Origin of the sequence: Thalassotalea sp. 1_MG-2023 (assembly GCF_030546745.1) — a bacterium.
Lineage (GTDB): Bacteria > Pseudomonadota > Gammaproteobacteria > Enterobacterales > Alteromonadaceae > Thalassotalea_C.
On record NZ_JAUOPD010000001.1, the window covers coordinates 314,601 to 337,141 of the forward strand.

The following is a 22,541-nucleotide window of genomic DNA, read 5'->3' on the forward strand; positions in this document are numbered from 1 at the left end:
TAATGAATCAAACTAACGTAGTTGAACAATTTAGTGCTGATAAAAACCAATTAGCGAAACATGCAACGAATGTCCATAAATTTGGTGGTAGTTCGTTGGCATCAGTACAGTGTATTGAGCGTGTAGTTGACATAATACGCCAACATTGCCAAATAAATGATGTTATTGTTGTGTCTGCCAATGGAGATACGACTGACGCTTTGTTTGAAATTTATCACCAAGCGCTCATCCAAAAAGATTCATTATCGACACAAATATTAGCCTTGCAAGAACAACAAGCAAGTTTGATCAATCAGTTATTAAATGCTGCTAGTGCAGCGCGATTAACCTTGCTACTTGCCGAGGACATTGAACAAATTACACAATGGATGGTGTCAACTCCAGAGCAATATGAAGCAGATTTACTGGCGTACGGAGAGATATGGTCTGCTAGATTATTATCATCAGTGCTCAGCGAAACGGTTTGTCCAAGTTATTACCTTGATGCGCGCGATTTTCTCGTGATAAATAATCAAGTAGATTGCTTTGTTGAGCGAGATGAGAGCTTGCAGCAATTCAAAGAGTGTCTTAAAGCTAATCAGCTAGTGATTGTCACTGGATATATTTGTAAAAATATCGAAGGTAAAAGCTGTACGTTAGGGCGTAATGGTAGTGATTATTCCGCAACAATTTTAGCATCACTAGCTGCGGCAAATAATGTGACTTTATGGACAGATGTTGATGGTATTTATAGTGCAGATCCACGTGTTGTGCCGCAAGCTCGTAAATTACACCGCCTACCTAATGGTGTGGCAAAGGAGTTAGGCCGACTCGGCAACCCTGTGTTACACGCTAAAACATTACAACCTATTACGGCAACTGATACACATTTACATGTAGCAAGTAGCTTTGACCCTAATGTACCTGGTACTGAAATTGGAAAATTCGGGCAAATTGCTAAACAAGAGCTATCTGTTACCTATACCAATGATTTAATTTTGGCGCAATCAGAGAGCTTTGTTGGGGATTCTGGTGTTCAAGCTGAGCGTGTTTTCAATGCACTAGGTGCTGATACCAAAGCAGGCTTTATTGTTATTAAACAAGAACAACAGAAGGGGGTAAGTCAATGGTTAGCTGCCCACGATACAGAAGTGTCTTTTACTCCATGCGCTATTCTTGCCGTTGTTGGTCATAAAGTTGTTGAACAAGGACAAGTAAAGGCCAGATTTAAACGTGCGCTGCGTCACCAATCTTGTTTTTCTGTTGTCAATTCACAAAGTGCACATAGTCTGATTGCCATATTAATCAATCCTTGTACCACTGAATTACTAAATAATGTACACCATGAAATGACAAAAGATGCCCGCCATATCGGTATGGTGGTTGCAGGTTTAGGGAATATTGGTCAACGCTTCCTAGAAATGTTACCAGCACAATTGACATCAATCGCAGTATTAGAAAATGTGCATTTAGTTGGGTTAATTTCATCTCGTAAAGCATTAGTAAATACTGACGGTATTGAAGTAAATCAAGCATTAGATTTGTTTGCTGAACAAGCGCAGAGTTATGATAACGAGTTGTTGTTCTCATGGTTAAGTAACCATCCGTATGACGAATTAATTGTTATCGACATCACACCAAGCGAATCGTTTAGCCAGTTATATTTGCCTTTCTTCCAACGAGGTATTCATATTATTGGTGCAAACAAGTGGGCTGCTTCTTCACCTACTGAAGAATATCAGTGTTTAGTTGATACATCGCGAGAAAATAAAAGCATTTGGCTAGGTAATACCACGGTTGGTGCAGGATTACCGGTAAATTATGCGATTGAAGACCTTAATCGAAGTGGTGACAAAATCACCCAAATATCGGGCATATTTTCAGGCACGTTATCATGGTTATTTCAAACTTATGATGGCAGTGTACCTTTTTCTACCTTACTGCTTGATGCACTCGCGCAAGGGATCACTGAACCTGACCCACGCGAAGACTTATCTGGCAGAGACGTTCAACGAAAGCTGCTTATTCTTGCTAGAGCCGCTGGTTTTAATTTATCGTTATCAGATATTTCTCGACAAGACTTAGTACCAGATACATTACAGTCGTTATCGACTCAAGAGTTTCTAGCGTCAGCTGAGCAGTTAGATACGTTTTTTGCACAAGCGTTAACCGATGCTAATAATAAAAATTCGTGTATTCGATATATTGCGAATTTTTCGGCTGATCAACACGGAAAACTTCATGCCGAAGTAAAATTAGCGGTATTACCGAATACACATGCGTTTGCAAATTTAACACCGTGCGATAATATTTTTCAAATTAAAAGTGGGTGGTATCAAGACAATCCGCTTATTATCAGAGGTCCTGGTGCTGGTAGAGATGTCACTGCTGGTGGATTGCATTCTGATCTTGTGGCGATGTGTCAACAACTTGTGAATCGTAGATCTGTTGTTAAACTTAAGGGCATCGAAGAAAATAACGATGTATAATGGTGTTGGCTTATTATACGAAACGATAACGTGTAGTAAGTTACTTAACAATCACGATGAAACTGTTGTGCCTGTTCATATTATTTTTTAGCATGTTTATTATCTAAACTGTGTTTCATCGTACCATATAGTTAGCAAATAGAAGCGAAATATCCGTATGATTGAAGGCGTTGGTCTAATAGGTAAAAGTAAAGTTTTAGGGGATATAGTGACTCTACAGACACAAAGTATTATATATGGCTAACAAAATAGACACCAAATTTACATTACAAGTCAAAGCGTTATTAAATAAACTGTATGGCCGCAGTGTATTGAAAGATTCATTGCTTGAACAAGCAATAGAGTTTTATGAAAAACAGCCGTTTTATCAACACAAGCTTGATAACTTAACTCAGCAAATCAATGACTTGAATACTCAAAATGGAGATGCCAGCGCGAAGCGGCAGCTTGATAAACTCGAACGTGAATATCGTGATATCAAGCAAGAATTTAAGTTTGAAAGCAATGACAGATACAAATACCTTTATAATATATGTAAGGAAATCCTATCCTTAACAGAAGGTGCTACTTTTGCTGAAACCATTCGAAAATCTGCACAAATGCTCGGTACTATTCAATTACTATGTCCCACGGCAGGAAAACGTGTTGCTGAAGTAAATGAGCGTAGTAAGCCTTTATATAAATCAGTGTTGACTTTACGCTTGCTCGATCAACTTTGTATTGATCAAGTCATGGTAGCCAATGATGGACATGTAAAATCAGTGCTAGGTGCTTTATCAGGTGATGCGTTTAAAACGATGCAAGAACATGATAAAGACATCCATGAAACATTTATTGAAAACGTTAAAATCCCCGTGATTATGGCTTCCCTACTGCAAGATATTGGGCACTTTCACCCTGAAGCACAGCGAATTGTAAAGGGCGCAGATGGAAGCTTAGATCCACATCGCACTTTACCTGTAGAAGAACGAAAAGCATTGTTGCAAATTAACTACCGAGAAACGGTTAAATTTCTAATTGATGGTATTGGAGCTCCTATTTATGTTGGTAATTCTAAGGCCGATAGAGATAAGTTTAATGTCGCTGAACATAAAAAGTTAATATTCATTAAGCATTTATTAAAAAGTGCAATAGCACCTAAATTAGGCGTTGGTAACTTAATCAAAGTACCACAAATTTATACATCGATTATTTTGTCAACAAAAGACAGCTATAACTATAAATTACTGCCAAAAGTGTATCAGGCGTTAAATCAAAATGCTGAACGGGGTGCCTGTAGCCCTCTAGTTGTTGATACATTACGAAAAATAACAGGGGATTTTCCACAAGGGTTTGGCGTTACGTTTATTCCTAAAGATTCCGACGGAAAAAATGGTGATCATTATGAATACGCTATCGTAAACCAGCTTTATCCTAAAGATCCGAAACACCCATTATGCCGGGCTGCAACCCGAGGATTAACCTTTATTAGTCATGGGCAAGACATTGAAATAGTAGGTGAAATCAGCTTGTACAATACTGATACAGCAAAAAAATTCGCTGCATTAAGTAAAGATCGTCTAAATGAAATTTTAGAAAAATTAGCGTCTAACTATCAAGAAAGAAAACAATTAGATCTGCTACCAAGGTGTTGGCATGCAGGTGAGTTTTTTGGATTACCTAATCACCAAAAACTTTGGAATAAAACCGGCTAATTAGTCATGTATTTAGGAATATTTATGCTAATATAATGTGGTGACGAACAAGGAATGTAGTATGAGCACACATGTAGAGATCGCACTTGCGGTTATTTTAATTTCACTAGTAATGTTTTTTGCGTCTTTGCTTTTTCATGATAAAGCAGGAGACAAACCAGCGCGAATTGCTTTTCGAACTTTTTACTTCTCCGCTATTCTTTTTTTTATTTCTATATCTAATTTTGTTAGTGAACCTGCACCATTTAATGATTTACTGACTGACATCTTTTTCGCCATTTCAAATGCTAGTTTAACGTTAGGTATTTTATGGCGCTGTAAAAGTCGTTTACCTGAAGAAGTAGTATATGGCTTAACGACACTCTATTTATGTATGGACGTTTTTATCAATACATATAGTGTGCAGTTTGCATATAGCTACAATGTTATTTGCTCTTTGATTTGTGCCTATGCATTGTTAAATCGTCAAGATGGTGTCAATACTGGCGACAAAGGCATGGCAGCAATTTTATTTGTACATGCAGTGTTATTAATTATCAACCTTGTTAGCGTAACAGGTGTGGTAGAAGCTGGGTTATACAACAAGTTTATGATGGTGGTATTTGTTTTTGCTCCAGCATACATGGCAGGTTTGACTATCTTTCTTTTTGCCAGTTATATGTTAGACGCACGTAAAGCATTAGAAATTCAAGCTACAACCGATCCATTAACGGGCCTATATAATCGACGTTTCTTTTTTGAACAAGCAAAACTTGCATTATCAACCAGTGAACGTCATGGCGAACCTTTATGCTTAATGATGTGTGATATTGATCACTTTAAAGACATTAATGACTCATTTGGTCATAAGGCTGGTGACAACGCAATTAAAGCTTTTTCAAACGTATTGCAGGCCTCTTTGCGTATAGAAGATGTTTTGGCGCGTTATGGCGGCGAAGAGTTTGTGATTTTATTACCGCAAACAAGCTTAAGTAAGGCACAACATGTTGCAGAAAGAATGCGTAGCGAAACTGAAAATATCGCCTTAACCTCTGAAAAAGGGTGCATTAATATCACCGCTAGCTTTGGTGTTTGCCAAGTACGCGAATTTAATGATATTGAAACGTCTATCAACCACGCTGATAAAGCAATGTATGCTGCTAAATCAGCTGGCAGAAATAACGTAAAAACCTATTCAGCCCTTTTAGCTTAATAACAATAATGTTTTATTAATTGTTGCAGTAGCTGATGTGTTTTTGTAATTTCCGAGAATGCTAAGAATTCATTGGGTTGATGTGCCTGCGCAATTGAACCGGGACCCATCACAATGGTTTGACAACCAAGTTGTTGAATAAAGGGGGCTTCAGTGGCGTAGTTTACAGCACAACATTGATGACCTGATGTTTGCTCTGCAACAGTTACAAGTTCGCTTTCCTTTGCTTGTTCAAAACTTGGTGAACTCGGATGAAGTTCATCAAACGCTACGCGATCAGGGTATTTTTCTGCTAGTGGTGCTAAGCATTCTGCTAATAATTGGATAAGCTCACTATCGGTCATTCCTGGTAATGAACGCATATCTAGATCGAGCTCGCAGTATCCACAAATTCTATTGGCGTTATCACCGCCTTTAATCGCCCCCAAATTTAATGTTGGTGATTGCACGTCAAAGGCAGAGTTTTGAAAATTTAACGACAGTTTTTCTTTAAGCTTTAATAATGCCGCAATGACCTCGTACATTATTTCTATCGCATTTACGCCGAATGCGGGTGTGCTTGAGTGGCCTGATTTACCTTTAATGGTAATTCGATGTGACATATGTCCTTTGTGCATTATAACAGGCACTAAGTTTGTTGGTTCACCGATAATGGCAGCGTCAGGTTTAATGAATTGATTTTCTGAGAAATACCGAGCACCCGCCATTGTGGTTTCTTCGTCAGCTGTTGCTAACACATATAACGGTTTTTTTAATTCATGCTGCTTTATATGTTCACAGGCTTGTAGAATGAAAGCAAAAAAACCTTTCATATCGCAAGTGCCTAAACCATAAAATTTGTCGTCTTTACTTAATACTTTTAAAGGATCCGATTGCCAGCGATTTTCATCGAAAGGTACAGTATCACTGTGGCCGGCCAGAAGTAAACCTCCTTCACCTGAACCAAGTTTGGCTAATAAGTTAAACTTATTTCGTGTTTCCGGGACTGGTTGAATATCCACGGTAAATTGTAGTGTTTCAAACCAAGTTGCCAACAGATTAATAATATCTTTATTGCCCTGATCCCAGCTTTCCTGTGTTGAACTAATGGAAGGACTAGCAATAAGTGATTGTAAAGCTTCAATAAAATTAGGAATTTGACGCATGTGTATATCACCAATAATAATTTAGTGGGTATATATGCTATTTTGTTGCATAACTACCCATTTTAACTTAGAATGCATTTCTAGTGTAATGAACCGGAACAATTCTGGCTATTACTAAATGAAACTTATTTGAAGATTTCGCTAGGCAGTACGATTTTATCTTGTCTTCGGCTAGTATTAGTTGAAGGAATTAGAATAAAAGTAAACCTTATTATCATAAGGTATATTTTCGATACTGTGTTTATTATTAGTGAATAAAATTGCAATTATATTGAGGTAGTATGAAAGTAGCAGTAGTTGGTGCAAGTGGGTATGTTGGCGCTGAATTGGTGGCGTTACTAACACAACATCAAAAAATGTCGATTGAGCATTTACTTGTTTCTGAGAATAGTGAGTCTGCTAACGTTGCTTTTTCAACTTTGCATCCACGCTTTAAAGGTGTGTGTGATACTCCTCTAGTTGCATTTTCTGCGCAATGGATCGAAGCTAATGCAGATGGTTTAGATGCCGTGTTTTTTGCAACGCCTCATGAATTTAGTGCAGATTGGGCGCATGCATTTTTAGCTAAAGGTGTTAAAGTTCTCGACTTATCAGGTGGTTTTCGTTTAAAGAACAGCCAAGATTACCCTCAGTATTATCATTTCGAACACCAAGACTTAACATCACTTTCAAAAGCCGTCTATGGATTAGCAGAGTGGCATGAAGCTGAAATTGCTGTGAGCGACTTAATTGCCGTACCAGGATGTTACCCAACCGCGAGTTTATTAGCGTTAAAACCGATAATAGAAAATAACCTGCAACAAGCAAACAGCTTAGTCGTGGTTAATGGTATTAGTGGCGTTAGTGGCGCAGGCAGAAAAGCAAATCTTGCCACGAGTTTTAATGAAGTGAGTTTAACGCCTTATAATATATTACAACATCGTCACCAACCTGAAATTAGCCAAGAAGCAGGCGTACAAGTCATTTTTAACCCGCATTTAGCGCCGTATAAGCGAGGGTTAATGGTAACAATTACCTTATCACTGAATGTAGGTGTTACTTTGAAACAGGTGAATCAAGCTTATGAAAGTGCATATCAACGTTCACCAATTGTACGTTTAACACCTCAATGGCCAAAAATTGATAACGTTGCTCATTCTCCTTACGCAGATCTTCACTGGTGTGTAGATGAAGAAAAACAAGTGCTTGTGGTAAGTTGTGCGATTGACAATTTATTGAAAGGTGCGGCATCCCAAGCAGTGCAGTGTGCCAATATTATATTAGGCTTACCTAGTCAGTACGGCTTGATCATGGGAGACAATCACTAATGGTGATAACACAAAAACCTTTAGTGATCAAAATAGGCGGAGCTATCCTTGAAAATGACTCTGCGTTACATGCATTGCTTAATGTAATCGCTACTTTGAATAATCAATCTGTCGTACTCGTTCATGGCGGAGGTTGCGTTGTCGATGAAATGTTAACTCAGGCAGGTTTTACAACCGAGAAGAAACACGGGTTACGTGTAACGCCAGCAGCACAAATGCCATTAATTGCAGGTGCATTAGCTGGAACCGTGAATAAAACCATTGTCAGCCAAGCAAACAGCTTAGGATTAACGGGTGTGGGTTTATCGTTGCAAGATGGTAATATGGTGAGCTGTGATTTACACGAGTTAGACTTAGGTCAAGTGGGTGTGCCTAAAGCGGTCAGCAGCACATTGTTAGATAACTTACTAAAGCACTATTTCTTACCGATTATTTCTTCTATTGGTGCGCTATCAAATGGCGATTTAGTCAACGTTAATGCAGATGATGCAGCGGTTGTTATTTGCCAACTATTGAATGCTGAACTGCTTTTATTGACAGACGTTGATGGCGTGAAAGACGCGTCAGGTCAGTATTTAAATTCATTGAATAATACCCGTGCTAAACAATTAGTTGAGCAAGGCGTTATTGCCGGCGGTATGACAGCTAAAGTTAATGCTGCTTTGTATGCAGCGAAACAACTACGACGAAGTATCGCGGTTGCCAGCTGGAAAAAGCCAGAACAAATAGCAAAGCTATTAAATGGCGAACAAATAGGCACCCGCATAGAAGCAAACTAATGTTTTTTCTTTTTGATACTTTAGGATTTTACCATGGCTTTGAACCATTACTTAGCTGACGATCAATTAACCAAAGCGCAGATCCAAGCGTTAATTGCATTGGCGATAGAAATAAAAAAAACACCCTCATCTTTTAATCAGGTGATGAAGGGCAAATCAGCAGCGATGATTTTCGAAAAACCTTCATTGCGAACTCATGTAAGTTTTGACATGGGGATAAATAAACTCGGTGGCCACGCCCTATATTTGGGTCAACAAAACGGAAAGTTAGGCGAACGAGAACGGGTTAGTGACTACGCTAAAAATTTATCTTGTTACGCAGATATTATTGTCGCAAGGGTATTTGAACACCAATCAATACAGGGACTGGCTGAACATGGCTCTGTACCTGTTATTAATGCCTTATGTGATGTGTATCATCCATGCCAATCGTTAGCTGACTTTGTAACGTTAGCGGAACATTTTGATGATTTATCAATGATTAAGCTCGCTTATGTTGGTGATGGTAACAATGTTTCAAACTCGTTAATGTTAATGGCGGCAATACTCGGCGTTGATTTTACCCTGGTCTGCCCAGAAGGTTATGGCCCATCGCAAGAAATGTTAAACAGCACCGAAAAACTTGCAGAGCAAAGTGGCTCTTCATTTATTTTTACTACGGATATTAACAAACTGGGTAAACAAGACGCGATATATACAGATACTTGGGTATCAATGGGCAACGAAGGTGACGAAGATAAAAAAGCGTTACTAGAGAAGTTTCATCCTTATCAAGTAAATCATGCATTGATGGACAAAGCACAAGCAAGTTTAGTGATGCATTGTCAACCGGCGCACCTAGAAGAAGAAATAACCACAGCACTTTTTGATGACCAAGATAAGTCTGTGGTCTTTCAACAAGCAGAAAATAGAATGTGGGCGCAATGCGCCGTACTAACGTCACTGATCAGTGAACAGTAAATAATTTTGTAAAACAGATTTAATAGGTAGAACAATGGCTTTAGCAGCGAAAAAACAAATTAAGAAAGTAGTATTAGCATACTCAGGTGGGTTAGATACATCGGCAATTATTCCATGGTTAAAAGAAAATTATGACGGCTGCGAAGTTGTCGCGTTCTGTGCTGATGTAGGGCAAGGTGAAGAAGAATTAGAAGGCATAAAAGAAAAAGCTATCGCTTCAGGCGCTTCTGAGTGCCATGTTGTTGATTTAAAAGAAGAGTATGTGAAAGACTATATCTATCCGATTTTAAAAACCGGTTCAGTATATGAAGGTCAGTACTTGTTAGGTACATCAATGGCACGTCCAGTTATCGCTAAAGCGCATGTAGAAGTGGCGTTAAAAGTTGGGGCTGATGCGGTATGTCATGGCTGTACAGGTAAAGGAAATGACCAAGTACGGTTTGAATCGTGTTTTGCCGCGCTAGCACCAGAATTAACCGTTATTGCACCATGGCGTGAATGGGATATGGTGTCGCGTGAAGACTTACTTGATTACCTGGCAGAACGTGATATTCCGTGTGCTGCATCACTGACAAAAATTTATAGCCGTGACGCTAACGCTTGGCATATTTCTCATGAAGGCGGTGAGTTAGAAGATCCATGGTGTGAGCCATCAAAAGAAGTATGGACAATGACGGTTGATCCGATGGATGCACCAGATACACCAGAAACCGTGACACTTAGCTTTGAAAAAGGCGAACTTATTGCCGTTGATGATAAAAAGTTATCCGCCTATGAAGCTCTGATGTACCTTAACGATAAAGCCGCAGCACATGGTGTAGGTAGAATTGATATTGTTGAAAATCGTTTAGTCGGGATGAAATCTCGAGGCTGCTATGAAACTCCAGGTGGTACGGTGTTAATGGCTGCGTATAAAGGCTTAGAAAGCTTAATTTTAGACAAAGAATCATTAAAGTTTCGTGAATCAGTTGGCTTAGAGTTTTCACATGTTATCTACGATGGCCGTTGGTTTACGCCATTAGCTAAGGCTCAGTTAGCTGCCGCTGCGTCATTTGCAGAACAAATAACCGGTGATGTAGTGGTTAAAATGTATAAAGGTAATGCAACAGTTACCCAGCGTCGTTCACCAAATAGCTTATACTCTGAAGCATTTGCTACCTTTGGTGCTGATGATGTTTATGACCAAAAACACGCAGAAGGCTTTATTCGTTTATTTAGCTTATCAAGTAGAATAACTGCACTTTCACAGAAAGACGCTAAGTAATCAAAAGGAAATAATATCATGGCATTATGGGGCGGTCGGTTTAAAGAAAAAGCCAGCGTACAATTTAAAAAGTTCAATGATTCATTGCCGGTAGATTATCGTATGGCGGTGCAAGATATTGTTGGTTCAATGGCGTGGGCAGAAGCGATACATGAAGTTGGCGTTTTAAACGACGATGAGTTAACACGCTTAACGGCGGCGCTTGCTGAATTAAAGCAATCTGTTGAAGAAAACCCAAAACAGATCTTAGCCTCAGATGCCGAAGATATACACAGTTGGGTAGAAATTCAACTGATCGAAAAAACCGGAGATCTAGGGAAGAAACTTCATACGGGGCGAAGTCGTAATGATCAAGTTGCCACTGATTTAAAGCTGTGGTGTAAAGAAACTGGCGGTGAGCTTCTTATCGCATTAGTTAATTTACAACAAGCGATGATGAACCTTGCTGAGCGTGAAAAAGGCACGGTATTACCAGGTTATACCCATCTGCAGCGGGCACAACCCGTAACATTTGGTCACTGGTGTTTAGCTTATGTAGAAATGTTTAACCGCGATATTGGTCGGTTAAAAGATGCGATATATCGTTTAGATGTTTCTCCGCTTGGTTCTGGAGCACTGGCAGGCACGGCATATCCTATTGACCGGAATTCACTGGCACATCGCTTAGGGTTTAGAAAGGCTACGATGAACAGCTTAGATGCAGTTTCAGACCGTGATCACGTTATTGAATTACTTTCTTCTGCGAGTATTTCAATGATGCATTTATCCCGTTTTGCTGAAGATCTGATCTTCTACAACTCGGGAGAAGCGGGCTTTGTGGAAATGAGTGATCTTGTTAGTTCAGGTTCCTCTTTAATGCCACAAAAGAAAAACCCAGATGCATGTGAGCTAATTCGCGGTAAAGCTGGGCGTGTTTTTGGCTCGCTTACTGGCATGTTGACCACTATGAAAGCCTTAGCGCTTGCTTATAACAAGGATATGCAAGAAGACAAAGAAGGTCTTTTTGATGCCATGGATACATGGTTAGAATGTATGGAAATGGCAGTGTTAGTTGCCGATGGCTTAAAAGTTAATCGAAGTAGAACATTGGCGGCGGCACAGCAAGGTTATGCTAATGCAACTGAACTTGCAGACTACCTTGTTGGAAAAGATATTCCGTTCCGTGAAGCGCATCATATTGTTGGCGAAGTGGTACTTGCCGCAATTGACAAAGGCGTTCCATTAGAAGATTTAACCCTTACTCAGTTGCAAACATTTAGTGAAAAAATTGAAAATGATGTTTATCAACATCTCTCAATTGAATCAACATTAGATAAACGTGAAGCCCTTGGCGGTACATCGCGTGCGCAAGTAGAAAAAGCATTAGCGACAACGCAGTCAGGTAATGAAGAAATTTTAAATGAACAAGTTGTGGGCGCGCCAGGTAAGCAACAAATAAAAGTGGCATTAAAGCAAGTACAGCAGCGTTTAAATGCGCAACGAGCGGCAGCTATGTCGGTACGTAGAGCACGTATGCCAGATGTTGATGCTATTTTTAAACTGGTAAATTATTGGGCAGAAAAAGGCGAGATATTACCGCGCTCTCGTGACAATATTATCCATGATATTCAAAATTTTGTGGTTGCAGAGCTCGATGGAAATGTTGTGGGGTGTGCGTCACTCTATATTTATCAAACAGGTTTAGCGGAAATTCGCTCTGTTGTGGTTGATAAAGATCAACATAAACGTGGTCAAGGGCAAGCACTTATTCAGTACTTATTAGAGTTTGCGCATCAAATTGAATTAGAAAAAGTGATCGTACTCACCTACATACCCACTTATTTTAATCAACTAGGTTTTGCCTTGATTGATAAAGGCTCGTTAGCGGATAACATTATTGAAGATAGCCAACCAGGCCCAGATAAAGACCCTGCTGATGAAGTGGCGATGGAATATAATGTGGATCCAAGTAAGTAATCCAAGAGCATGTTCTTGGCTGAACAAGTGATATATGCATGAATAATAACGATTTAAGTTACGTGAAATGGTTTAGAAATGCTGCCCCCTACATTAATGCACATCGAGGTAAAACCGTGGTGCTTATGTTTGGTGGCGAGGCTGTAACGCATCCAAATTTTGCTAATATTATCCATGATATTGCTTTGATGCGTAGCCTAGGAATGAGACTAGTGGTGGTACATGGCGCTCGACCACAAATTGAAGATCGCATGGCAAGACGGAATATTGAGCGTATTATTGAGAATAATATTCGTGTTACTGATGCGGAAACATTAGTTGCGGTGAAAGATGCCACGGGTTCAATGCGCTTACATATTGAAGCGTTATTAACCATGGGCTTAGCTAATTCGCCCATGCATGGCTCGCAAATTCGTGTGAGCACAGGCAACTTTGTTATCGCGAAGCCGATGGGAGTGCGTGATGGCATTGATTATAAATACACCGGAAAAGTGAGACGAATAGACGCTGAAGGTATTCAACAGCAACTTGAGTTTGGCTCGATTGTGCTGTTATCACCGATTGGCTATTCACCTACGGGCGAGGTATTCAATCTTGCACTGGAAGATGTTGCCACGCAAACGGCGATAGCGTTGCAGGCAGATAAGCTGATCACCTTTACTGAAGATGAAGGCCTAACAGACGGTGATAATAATTTAATCCGTAGCTGTAGTGTTCGCACTGTCAAAACATTACTCGATGAAAATGATTGTCATGTTCGTCAATTATTACTCAGAGCGATCATCTCTTGTGGCGAAAATGGTGTAGAACGTTGTCATTGTGTTAGCTATCAAAGTGATACTGCATTATTGCAAGAGCTGTTTACTCGTGACGGCGCTGGTACGTTAATCGCAAAAGATCATAAAGAGCAAATATGTACCGCAACCATTGATGATGTAGGTGGTATATTGGAATTAATTGCGCCACTTGAAAAAGAAGGTATTTTAGTTAAGCGTTCTCGCGAGTTATTAGAAGTAGAAATACATCGCTTCACTGTGCTTAAAAAAGAAGATGTTATCATAGCTTGCGCTGCATTATATCCTTACGAAGAAGCGCTGGCAGGAGAGATTGCCTGTGTGGCAATTCATCCCGAATATCGCAGTGGCAACCGTGGCGAACGCTTGATGGGTGAATTAGAATTACGTGCAAAATCCAAAGGATTAACATCACTTTTCGTGTTAACCACGGTAAGCGGTCATTGGTTTATGGAGCAGGGTTTTGTTGAACAACCTTTAGATAAGTTACCTGAAGGCAAAAAACAAATGTATAACTTTCAACGAAAATCACAAGTGTTGATGAAAGAAATTTAGCGTTTGTTGATATTTGTTCAATAATGTCTGCTTAATCATCAGAAAGATTATATATTGACAGTTTAATTGAACATCACATTCTGAAAATACCGCTATTATGGCGGTATTTTTTTATCTCATTTCTAGCTACAAACGCAACTCAGATTGGTATTACATCACGCTACAGTAGCTTTAGTTTATTGGGTAATATCAAGATAAAAATATATATTTCGAACAATTTAAAAGCCCTAGACCCTGTTTTTTAGCAATTTCGATAAAAAAATGGTCAATTGTTGTTGAAATTTTGCTTTATGCTGTTGAACAAGGTAATGTAACAAAATTGTTACTTCTATAAGTAACAAGCTCTAAGTAAAGGGCAATTAGCCGCAAGGATGTTGATTAATAACAACGCTAACGGTAACTGAAATACAGTTAACATAATAATAAGAATTATCGGGTATGATAACTAAACAACAAGCATTTTTTCTTGGCAGCTTTTTGCTAAGTGCTTTTTGCTCAATGGCGCAACAACCGTCTGATTTACCGCAAGGAAATCAATTTGATCTTTCACTAAGTGGTGAATTCGGCACAGTTGACAACTTTTTGTTTGATAACACTAATGAACAACGAACTAATTATTGGTCGCTAAGCCCTGAACTATACCTTCAATTTGTTACTGACAAACAACTCTTTTCTTTTGATGCAAAAACACAATTAAACAAATTTAGTTATTTTGAACAAGACGACCACTCAAATGTATGGCTTGCTCCACGTTATTTGTACCGTTTGGCAGATAATAAAACGTTGTCTATCAAAGCTGGCTATCAACAAACCTATGAATACAGAGGCACGGGTTTATCTTTAGGTAACGCACAAAGTTTACATAAAGGCGACGAAAAACAACAGTCTACGTTCTCGGTTGGATACAGTTATGGTAGTAGCTACTCAACAGCGCAATTAGCAGTAGAACTGGGTGCAATGCAAAGTAAATATCAGACAAGACGACAAGTTACCAATCAACTTGATCAAGCTAAACTTTTTGCAAATGCTACCTTTGATTATCAATTAGCGGGTGGCAGCTTTTTATCAAGTGCACTAGAGATACAGCAGATAGACTTCGAGCATCAACCGATTTACGACAATACAAAATTAACCGCGTTAATAGGGATGAAGTGGCCTAAGTCAGTGGTAAGTCAGTTTTCTTTACTTTTGGGTTATCAAAATGTTCATTTTGATCAGCCGCTCTTTGATGATGACAGCGCTTTTAAGTGGCGTGTTTCTTGGCATTGGTCTCCAGCTGAATCTACCAATGTCACGTTAGCTTCTGAGCGTGATTTTGCAGCAGCTAATAGACTAAATGATAGTTATCGCTTGGTGGATAAACATGTGGTGAAGTTCACACAGCAGTTGAGTGACTATTTCTTGTTATCTGCCAATGTCGGGATAAACCAAGAAGAAGTTGTTTATCCTGATGAACGCAAAAGTGAAAATTATTTACGTGCTGGAATAAGTGTCGATTATTTAATGTCAGATAGGGTCTCGCTAACGTTGAACTATCAATTAAGCGATCTTAATGCCGATGATATGCTTTTTGAATATCAAAGAAATAGCTTTTCTTTGGGAATTAAAATCACAATCTAACGAGTGGATAAACCATGCGCTTTTTTATTGTATTTTTACTGTTGTTTACTAATTTTGCTGCTGCGACGGAGTATCAATTAGGCTCTGGCGACAGTATTGCAATCACGGTATATGATGAGCCTGATTTAACCACAAAGGTAAAAATCAACAAAACAGGGAAAATATCATTTCCTTTTTTGAAAGAAATAGACGTACATGGTTTAACGACTAAGAAACTTGCGGCAGTTATCCAAGAAGGACTACTGGGTGATTATTTAATAAATCCACAAGTCACGGTATCTATTATTGAATACCGACCTTTTTTTATTCATGGCCAAGTGAAACAGCCAGGCGGCTATCCATTTCAAGATGACTTAACGCTTGATAAAGCTATCGCGATAGCCGGAGGCTTAGCTGCTAGAGCCTCAAAAACTAACTGGAAGGTTTCACGTGTTATAAATGGTGAAACGGTTGTTATGTCAGCTAATGTTGCAACAGTCATCTTGCCCGACGATATTATAGAAATTGAGCAAAGTTTCTTTTGATGAACCACGATGTAACGCCTATTAACCCAACGCAAGATGAAGTGGCTCTTAAAGAGGTGCTAAGCCCTCTATGGACGCGTCGTTGGAAAATAGTATTCTTTACATTACTTATTACCTGTATCGTTGCATTTTATTCATCATTATTAAAACCGTCGTTTCAAGCCAGCGCCATTTTACAAATAGGGAGTAATAAGCCGAGTAATACGCTTTCTATTAATGATGCCTTTAATGAATCCAGCGCAAGCCAAGAACAAATTCAAACGCAATATGAATTACTGCGTTCGCGAAAATTTGCCGAACGAGTAATTTCACGATTAAATTTGACAGAGCATGAAGAATTTAACAGCGGAAAATATAATGACAAACTTCCCTTTCTAGCAGAACTTTATCGTAAAGACACTACACCAACGATTGACCAAACCGTACGTGAATTCCATCAACGATTGACCATTAAACCGATAGCAGGTACTGAATTAGTTAACATTACCTTTAAATCGTACTTTCCTGAACTGTCCAAGCAGGTCGCGAATCAAGTTGGGCAAACATATTTACATTATCAAGATGAAATTCATGGAGCGTCAAAAGAAGCAACGTCACAGTGGTTAGTTGATCAACTAGAAGAGCTAGGAAAAAAACTTGAAGCGTCTGAGCGTGCATTGCAAACGTATCGCGAAGAGCAGGGCATTGTTGATATTCGAGGAATTGCAGGGCTAGTGTCTGCTGAATTGACTGAACTAACCTCTGCGGCATTGAAAATGTCTAAAGACACTGACGATCTAAGGGTAACTTACGACTATATTCAAAAACATAAATCGAGTGTTGAGCAATTAGTTGAATTGCAAAAAATCACGAATAAACCTGCATTCAGTCAACTAAGGATCAGTGAAGAGCGGGCTGAGCGAAAATTAAATGAGCTTTCTCAGCGGTATGGTCCTAAACATCCTAAACGAATAACCGCTCAAGCTGATCTTAATGCTATTCGTATTAATATGGCTGAAACCGTTGATGAAATTGTTATGAGTTTAGAAAAAGACTACCTAAATGCATTGGAAAAGGTCAAAGGAATTAATCAGCGATTAGACAAAGCGAAACAACATTATTTACGTTTAACACGATTACAAAATAAGTTTTCACAGCTAGAGCGTGAAGTAGATACCAATAAAGAATTGTACAGTAATTATTTAGTTAGGCTGAAAGAAGCTGACGCCATGGGTAATTATAAAGCAAACTTTTATGTTCGTTTTATTGATAAAGCGATCACACCAAAAAATAAGTCAGCGCCTAACCGTTCACTCATGGTGATCATGAGTTTTATACTAGCTTTTGCTGTTATTTCAATCATTGTTATTATGCGAGAATTGTTGATGGATACCTTGAACTCTCGTCGCAAACTTGAAAACTTTAATGATGCGCCTGTTCTGGCTGTGCTACCTAAATTTAGGCGTAAAAATAAACAAAGTACTGAGTTGGATTATTTCAACGATAATCGCTTTACCGAGGCGGTTCGAACACTAAGAACAGCCATATTATTTAATGCTGAAAAGAAACCACCGAAAGTTATCGCGATAACCTCTTCTGTGCCAAATGAAGGCAAAACAACCGTTGCACTGCAACTGGCGCGTTCATTTAGTGAAATGGAAAAAGTCTTGCTCATTGAAGCTGATATGCGTCACCCAACCGTGTATAAAAATTTAGATTTACCGCCTCATAGACCAGGGCTTTCTAACTTATTAGCGAAAACACACCAAATTAATGAGTGTATCGTTAGAGACAGTCAGGTGAAATTAGATATTTTAACCTCAGGTATTACACCGGCGAATCCTTTGGCTTTCTTATCAATGAAGCGTTTTAATATGCTGATTAAAGTCTTTGGTAATTTTTATGATCGCATTATTATTGAAACACCACCTGTGAATGCCGTCAGTGATGCGGTGATCATTTCTCGGAATGTAGACAGCGTACTTTATGTGGTTCACGGCAGTAAAACTAAGCGTGATCAAATTTCCGCAGGATTAAGATTACTAAAACAAGCTAATGCACCGGTTCAGGGAGTTGTGATCAATCAGAGTGAAAATATCGATACTGATAAATATCACAATAAATATTACAACGATATGGCCAATATCATTAAATTACCCATGAGAAAGCAAGGCTAGTATTTGAATTTTATTTTCAATTGGCATAAACATTCCTTCGCCGATTGTTTTTTATTACACTAGTACAAACCATCCATTTTCAGCGTGTATGCAAATTCAGCAATCATTTAATTTATCTCATCATAACACCTTTAAGGTGCCGGCTGTTTGTCCGCAATATTTTGAACCCAGCACGCTTGAAGAATTAACAGAGGCGTATCAAACCTGTAAAGGCAATTTTTACTTACTTGGTGAAGGTAGTAATACTTTGTTTATTGATAATCAAGCCCCGTTAATTATTCGTCCTAAATTCATGGGTAAATCAATTACCACGATAAAAAATGCTGTGCTTTTAACGGTAAGTTGTGGCGAAAATTGGCATGAGTTGGTGCAATATTGTGTGGAAAATAACTATTATGGCATTGAAAACCTTGCGTTAATCCCTGGTAGTGTCGGCGCAGCACCCGTACAAAATATCGGTGCATATGGTGTTGAATTGTCAGATGTTATTCAATCTGTTTCTTGGTTCGATTTTTCACAGCAACAAGTGATAGAGCTCGATAACAAGGCTTGTGAGTTCGGCTATCGAGACAGTATTTTTAAACAGTCATTACAAGGAAAGGGAGTCATTGTCAGTGTGACTTTAAAACTCGCCAAAGAGTTTCAGCCTAAGCTTTCTTATAAAGGGCTAAACTTTGAACAAGAAAAACTGACAGCAAAAGATGTGATGGAAAGGGTGATAACCATTCGTGAAAGTAAACTTCCAGATCCTAACAAACTCCCAAATGCAGGCAGCTTTTTTAAAAATCCGATGATAAGTAAAGAGGTCTATCACACATTAATTGCAAAACATCCCGACATGCCCGCATTTAAAGTGACTGAGCAAACATTTAAGCTTGCTGCCGGTTGGTTAATAGAGCATGCTGGATTGAAAGGGTACCGTGAAAATGGTGTTGGCGTACATCATAATCAAGCATTAGTATTGGTTAATTATAAGCATGTAAAAGGTCTGCGTATCATTGAGTTAGCGACACTTGTCATGGAAAAAGTGCAAGCCAAATTTGGTATTTTATTGGCTCCTGAAGTACGAATTGTTGATCACCAAGGCCTTACATCCATTCCAGAGATAACGAATTAATGGCTAACCTTATAAAAGAAAAAATACTGATAGCGTTAGCTGATGGACAGTTTGTGTCTGGTGAATCATTGGGTGAACGTTTTGGTATCAGTCGAGCTGCAGTATCAAAACATATTAAAGGCATTGGTGAGTTAGGCATTGATGTTTTTAGAGTTAGCGGTAAAGGGTATCGACTGGCACAGCCAATAAACATGTTAGATAAACGGCTGATTTCAGAATATATTGATCAAGCTTATTCAGACACTGTCATTGAAACTAACGTGATTATCGATTCAACAAATAGCGAATTAATGCGCCGAATTCCTTCTCAATTAACACGTGGTCAAGTTTGTATTGCTGAATGTCAAACTGCAGGCCGGGGAAGAAGAGGCAGGGAGTGGGTATCACCGTTTGGTTCCCACGTTTACATGTCAATGTATTGGTATTTAGAGCAAGGGATGTCTGCCGCCATGGGATTAAGTATGGTGACAGCACTAGCGGTTAGTGATGCGATTAAAAGTTTATATGATATTGATGTTGGGCTTAAATGGCCTAATGATATTTATTTAAAGGGTGTGAAATTAGCCGGTATATTGATTGAATTAGAAGGGCAAGCGTTAGATCCATGTCACTGTGTAATTGGTTTAGGGGTAAATGTTAATATGCCTAATAATGTCACGGATAAAATAGATCAACAATGGACAGACCTTCAATCACATGTAAATAACACCATTGAGAGAAATCAGTTAACGGCGTGTATTATTAATAAGTTACGCAATCGAATATCCCAACATGAAAGGTCAGGCTTAGTCGATATGGTTGAAGATTGGCAAGCAAGGGATCAATTTATTAATCAACCTGTTAAGTTAATAACTGGTGTTAATGAAACCCATGGCATCTGCCGAGGTATAAATAGCCAAGGTGCGTTACTTTTAGAGGTGGACAATAAAGTACAGCCTATCTATGGTGGAGAAGTGAGTTTAAGAGGCCTTGCATGAAATTATTAGTCGATGCAGGAAATACTCGTATAAAGTACGCCACCTTAGATGCGGGTATTTTATCATCCATTCATACAGCTTCAGTTGATGGGTTAACGCAGCAACTCTCTAAAAGTGCAGCGACTAAGACGACGCAGTGCTTCATTGCTAGTGTGAAAAAAAGTACTATCTTGTCAAACGTGATAGCGTGGTGTAAGAACCAGAATATTCCAGTACATCAGTTACATAGCGCTGTTCAATTTAAGGGGTTAGTTAATAGCTACCAAAAACCTGATACCTTAGGTGTTGATCGCTGGCTTGCCATGCTTGGAGCAATGAAGCTATTTCCAAGTACATCGTTAATGGTTGTTGATGCAGGTACTGCTACTACTCTTGATTGTATATCGCAGCAGGGTAAGCATCTTGGTGGTTGGATCATCCCTGGTATAGCATTACAAATGTCGACTTTATTTGATAATGCCGAAAAGATTCATGGCGAGCCTGTAGCTATAAATAATATTGCATTGGGCAACAATACATCGATGGCAGTTAGCCAAGGCGCTTTAATGTCTACCTTAGGGTTAATAGAGCAAGGTATGAAGCTATGTGCTAAACAAGGGTTGACGCCAAATATTATATTAACTGGCGGTAATGCTGATTATGTGAGCCAGCATTTAGCGCTTGAACACTATGTTGAACCAGCCCTAATCTTTCACGGAATGAGCCAATATTGCTGATAAAGTTACCTGATTAAGCGCTGTTCTGGGTAAAAAATCGTCAAACAACAAAAATACGACATTTTTTTGTTTTTAGCTATTGCAAGGGACAAAACATTACTCTAGAATTCGCACCACTTAATGTAGTGCCGACTTAGCTCAGTTGGTAGAGCAACTGACTTGTAATCAGTAGGTCGCCAGTTCGACTCCGGCAGTCGGCACCATTAATTCTCTTTATGAGATTAAGAATTTGGAGGGGTTCCCGAGTGGCCAAAGGGATCAGACTGTAAATCTGACGGCTCCGCCTTCGGTGGTTCGAATCCACCTCCCTCCACCATTTTACATAGTAGCTTGCTACTATGTGGAGAAAGAGTTGGATGAGAACGTAAGTTCGACAAAATTGTCAGGAACAATTTTGAACGTGCAAGCGGCCCTTTAGGGTAAAAGGCAGGAGCCTTTTATAATCCACCTCCCTCCACCATTTTTGCATAGCTTAGGCTATGCGGCGAAGAGCAACTTATAGTTAACGCGCTCTTTCACCAATTTTGCAGGGATATTCTGATTGAATACTGCGGGTGTCGTATAATGGCTATTACCTCAGCCTTCCAAGCTGATGATGCGGGTTCGATTCCCGCCACCCGCTCCAATCTTTGTAATTTCGTGTGCTGATATAGCTCAGTTGGTAGAGCGCACCCTTGGTAAGGGTGAGGTCGGCAGTTCAAATCTGCCTATCAGCACCACTACATTGAATTCTTCATTTATCCCACTTATTAACAATATAGCTTTTATAAAACTGCTTAGAGGTAATTGAAAGTGGCTAAAGAAAAATTTGAACGTTCGAAACCGCACGTTAACGTTGGTACTATCGGTCACGTTGACCACGGTAAAACAACTCTAACTGCTGCTATCTCAGCAGTATTAACAAAAACTCACGGTGGTGATTTACGCGATTTCGCACAAATCGATAACGCACCAGAAGAGCGTGAGCGTGGTATCACGATCAATACGTCTCACATTGAGTATGACACAGCGTCACGTCACTATGCGCACGTAGATTGCCCAGGTCACGCGGATTATGTTAAGAACATGATCACAGGTGCAGCTCAAATGGACGGTGCTATCTTAGTAGTAGCAGCAACAGATGGTCCAATGCCACAAACACGTGAGCACATCCTTCTTTCTCGTCAGGTAGGTGTACCTTACATCATCGTATTCATGAACAAATGTGACATGGTAGACGACGAAGAATTATTAGAATTAGTAGAGATGGAAGTTCGTGAACTTCTTTCAGAATATGACTTCCCAGGTGATGATTTACCAATCATCCAAGGTTCAGCA

17 protein-coding genes and 4 tRNA genes are annotated in these 22,541 nt (G+C 39.3%); 20 read left to right on the forward strand and 1 reads right to left on the reverse strand.

What is annotated here, in order from left to right:
- Positions 1-2: 2 nt before the first annotated feature.
- From metL to Q4489_RS01355, 3 genes are all read left to right on the forward strand, one after another.
- Positions 3-2,468 (forward strand): bifunctional aspartate kinase/homoserine dehydrogenase II, encoded by a 2,466-nt coding sequence (gene metL / locus Q4489_RS01345; protein ID WP_303476088.1) that lies wholly within the window; start codon positions 3-5, stop codon positions 2,466-2,468.
- Positions 2,469-2,704: 236 nt separating this feature from the next.
- Positions 2,705-4,162 (forward strand): hypothetical protein, encoded by a 1,458-nt coding sequence (locus Q4489_RS01350; protein WP_303476090.1) that lies wholly within the window; start codon positions 2,705-2,707, stop codon positions 4,160-4,162.
- 61 nt (positions 4,163-4,223) lie between these two features.
- A complete protein-coding gene (locus Q4489_RS01355) occupies positions 4,224-5,354 on the forward strand; it encodes a GGDEF domain-containing protein (protein ID WP_303476091.1) in 1,131 nt (376 codons plus the stop codon).
- Here Q4489_RS01355 and argE read toward each other — a convergent pair.
- Entirely contained in the window at positions 5,351-6,499 is a 1,149-nt protein-coding gene (gene argE / locus Q4489_RS01360) for an acetylornithine deacetylase (protein WP_303476094.1), read from the reverse strand. The genes Q4489_RS01355 and argE overlap by 4 nt on opposite strands.
- A gap of 281 nt (positions 6,500-6,780) precedes the next feature.
- On the opposite strand from argE, the gene argC reads away from it, so the two are divergent.
- From argC to Q4489_RS01445, 17 genes are all read left to right on the forward strand, one after another.
- On the forward strand, positions 6,781-7,806 hold the full coding sequence (gene argC / locus Q4489_RS01365; protein WP_303476095.1) for an N-acetyl-gamma-glutamyl-phosphate reductase: 1,026 nt from the start codon (positions 6,781-6,783) through the stop codon (positions 7,804-7,806).
- Positions 7,806-8,585: an acetylglutamate kinase gene (argB, locus tag Q4489_RS01370; protein WP_303476097.1), complete on the forward strand. Its 780-nt coding sequence runs from the start codon at positions 7,806-7,808 to the stop codon at positions 8,583-8,585. Before argC ends, argB begins: the two co-directional genes overlap by 1 nt.
- Positions 8,586-8,624: 39 nt before the next feature.
- Positions 8,625-9,545 carry an ornithine carbamoyltransferase gene (locus tag Q4489_RS01375; RefSeq protein WP_303476139.1) on the forward strand — a complete coding sequence of 307 codons (921 nt, stop codon included), beginning with the start codon at positions 8,625-8,627 and terminating at the stop codon, positions 9,543-9,545.
- A 34-nt stretch (positions 9,546-9,579) separates the two neighbouring features.
- Positions 9,580-10,809, forward strand: coding sequence for an argininosuccinate synthase (locus Q4489_RS01380; protein WP_303476098.1), 1,230 nt, complete (start codon positions 9,580-9,582; stop codon positions 10,807-10,809).
- Positions 10,810-10,827: 18 nt separating this feature from the next.
- Entirely contained in the window at positions 10,828-12,765 is a 1,938-nt protein-coding gene (argH, locus tag Q4489_RS01385; RefSeq protein ID WP_303476100.1) for an argininosuccinate lyase, read from the forward strand.
- A gap of 38 nt (positions 12,766-12,803) precedes the next feature.
- A complete protein-coding gene (argA, locus tag Q4489_RS01390; protein ID WP_303476102.1) occupies positions 12,804-14,114 on the forward strand; it encodes an amino-acid N-acetyltransferase in 1,311 nt (436 codons plus the stop codon).
- A 438-nt stretch (positions 14,115-14,552) separates the two neighbouring features.
- Positions 14,553-15,734, forward strand: coding sequence for an outer membrane beta-barrel protein (locus Q4489_RS01395; protein ID WP_303476105.1), 1,182 nt, complete (start codon positions 14,553-14,555; stop codon positions 15,732-15,734).
- Positions 15,735-15,748: 14 nt separating this feature from the next.
- Positions 15,749-16,258, forward strand: a complete 510-nt coding sequence (locus tag Q4489_RS01400; RefSeq protein ID WP_303476107.1) for a polysaccharide biosynthesis/export family protein — start codon at positions 15,749-15,751, stop codon at positions 16,256-16,258.
- A complete protein-coding gene (locus Q4489_RS01405; RefSeq protein WP_303476109.1) occupies positions 16,258-18,414 on the forward strand; it encodes a polysaccharide biosynthesis tyrosine autokinase in 2,157 nt (718 codons plus the stop codon). The genes Q4489_RS01400 and Q4489_RS01405 overlap by 1 nt, the downstream gene beginning before the upstream one ends.
- A gap of 88 nt (positions 18,415-18,502) precedes the next feature.
- Positions 18,503-19,531 (forward strand): UDP-N-acetylmuramate dehydrogenase, encoded by a 1,029-nt coding sequence (gene murB, locus Q4489_RS01410; RefSeq protein ID WP_303476111.1) that lies wholly within the window; start codon positions 18,503-18,505, stop codon positions 19,529-19,531.
- Complete coding sequence (gene birA / locus Q4489_RS01415; protein WP_303476114.1) at positions 19,531-20,508, forward strand: bifunctional biotin--[acetyl-CoA-carboxylase] ligase/biotin operon repressor BirA; 978 nt, start codon at positions 19,531-19,533, stop codon at positions 20,506-20,508. Before murB ends, birA begins: the two co-directional genes overlap by 1 nt.
- Positions 20,505-21,224: a type III pantothenate kinase gene (locus tag Q4489_RS01420; RefSeq protein WP_303476116.1), complete on the forward strand. Its 720-nt coding sequence runs from the start codon at positions 20,505-20,507 to the stop codon at positions 21,222-21,224. Before birA ends, Q4489_RS01420 begins: the two co-directional genes overlap by 4 nt.
- Positions 21,225-21,351: 127 nt before the next feature.
- A tRNA-Thr gene (locus Q4489_RS01425) sits at positions 21,352-21,427 on the forward strand.
- A gap of 28 nt (positions 21,428-21,455) precedes the next feature.
- A tRNA-Tyr gene (locus Q4489_RS01430) sits at positions 21,456-21,540 on the forward strand.
- Positions 21,541-21,774: 234 nt separating this feature from the next.
- A tRNA-Gly gene (locus Q4489_RS01435) sits at positions 21,775-21,849 on the forward strand.
- 18 nt (positions 21,850-21,867) lie between these two features.
- Positions 21,868-21,943 (forward strand) — tRNA-Thr (locus Q4489_RS01440).
- A gap of 73 nt (positions 21,944-22,016) precedes the next feature.
- Positions 22,017-22,541: GTP-binding protein (locus tag Q4489_RS01445; RefSeq protein ID WP_303476119.1), on the forward strand; the 525-nt coding region annotated here is incomplete at its 3' end.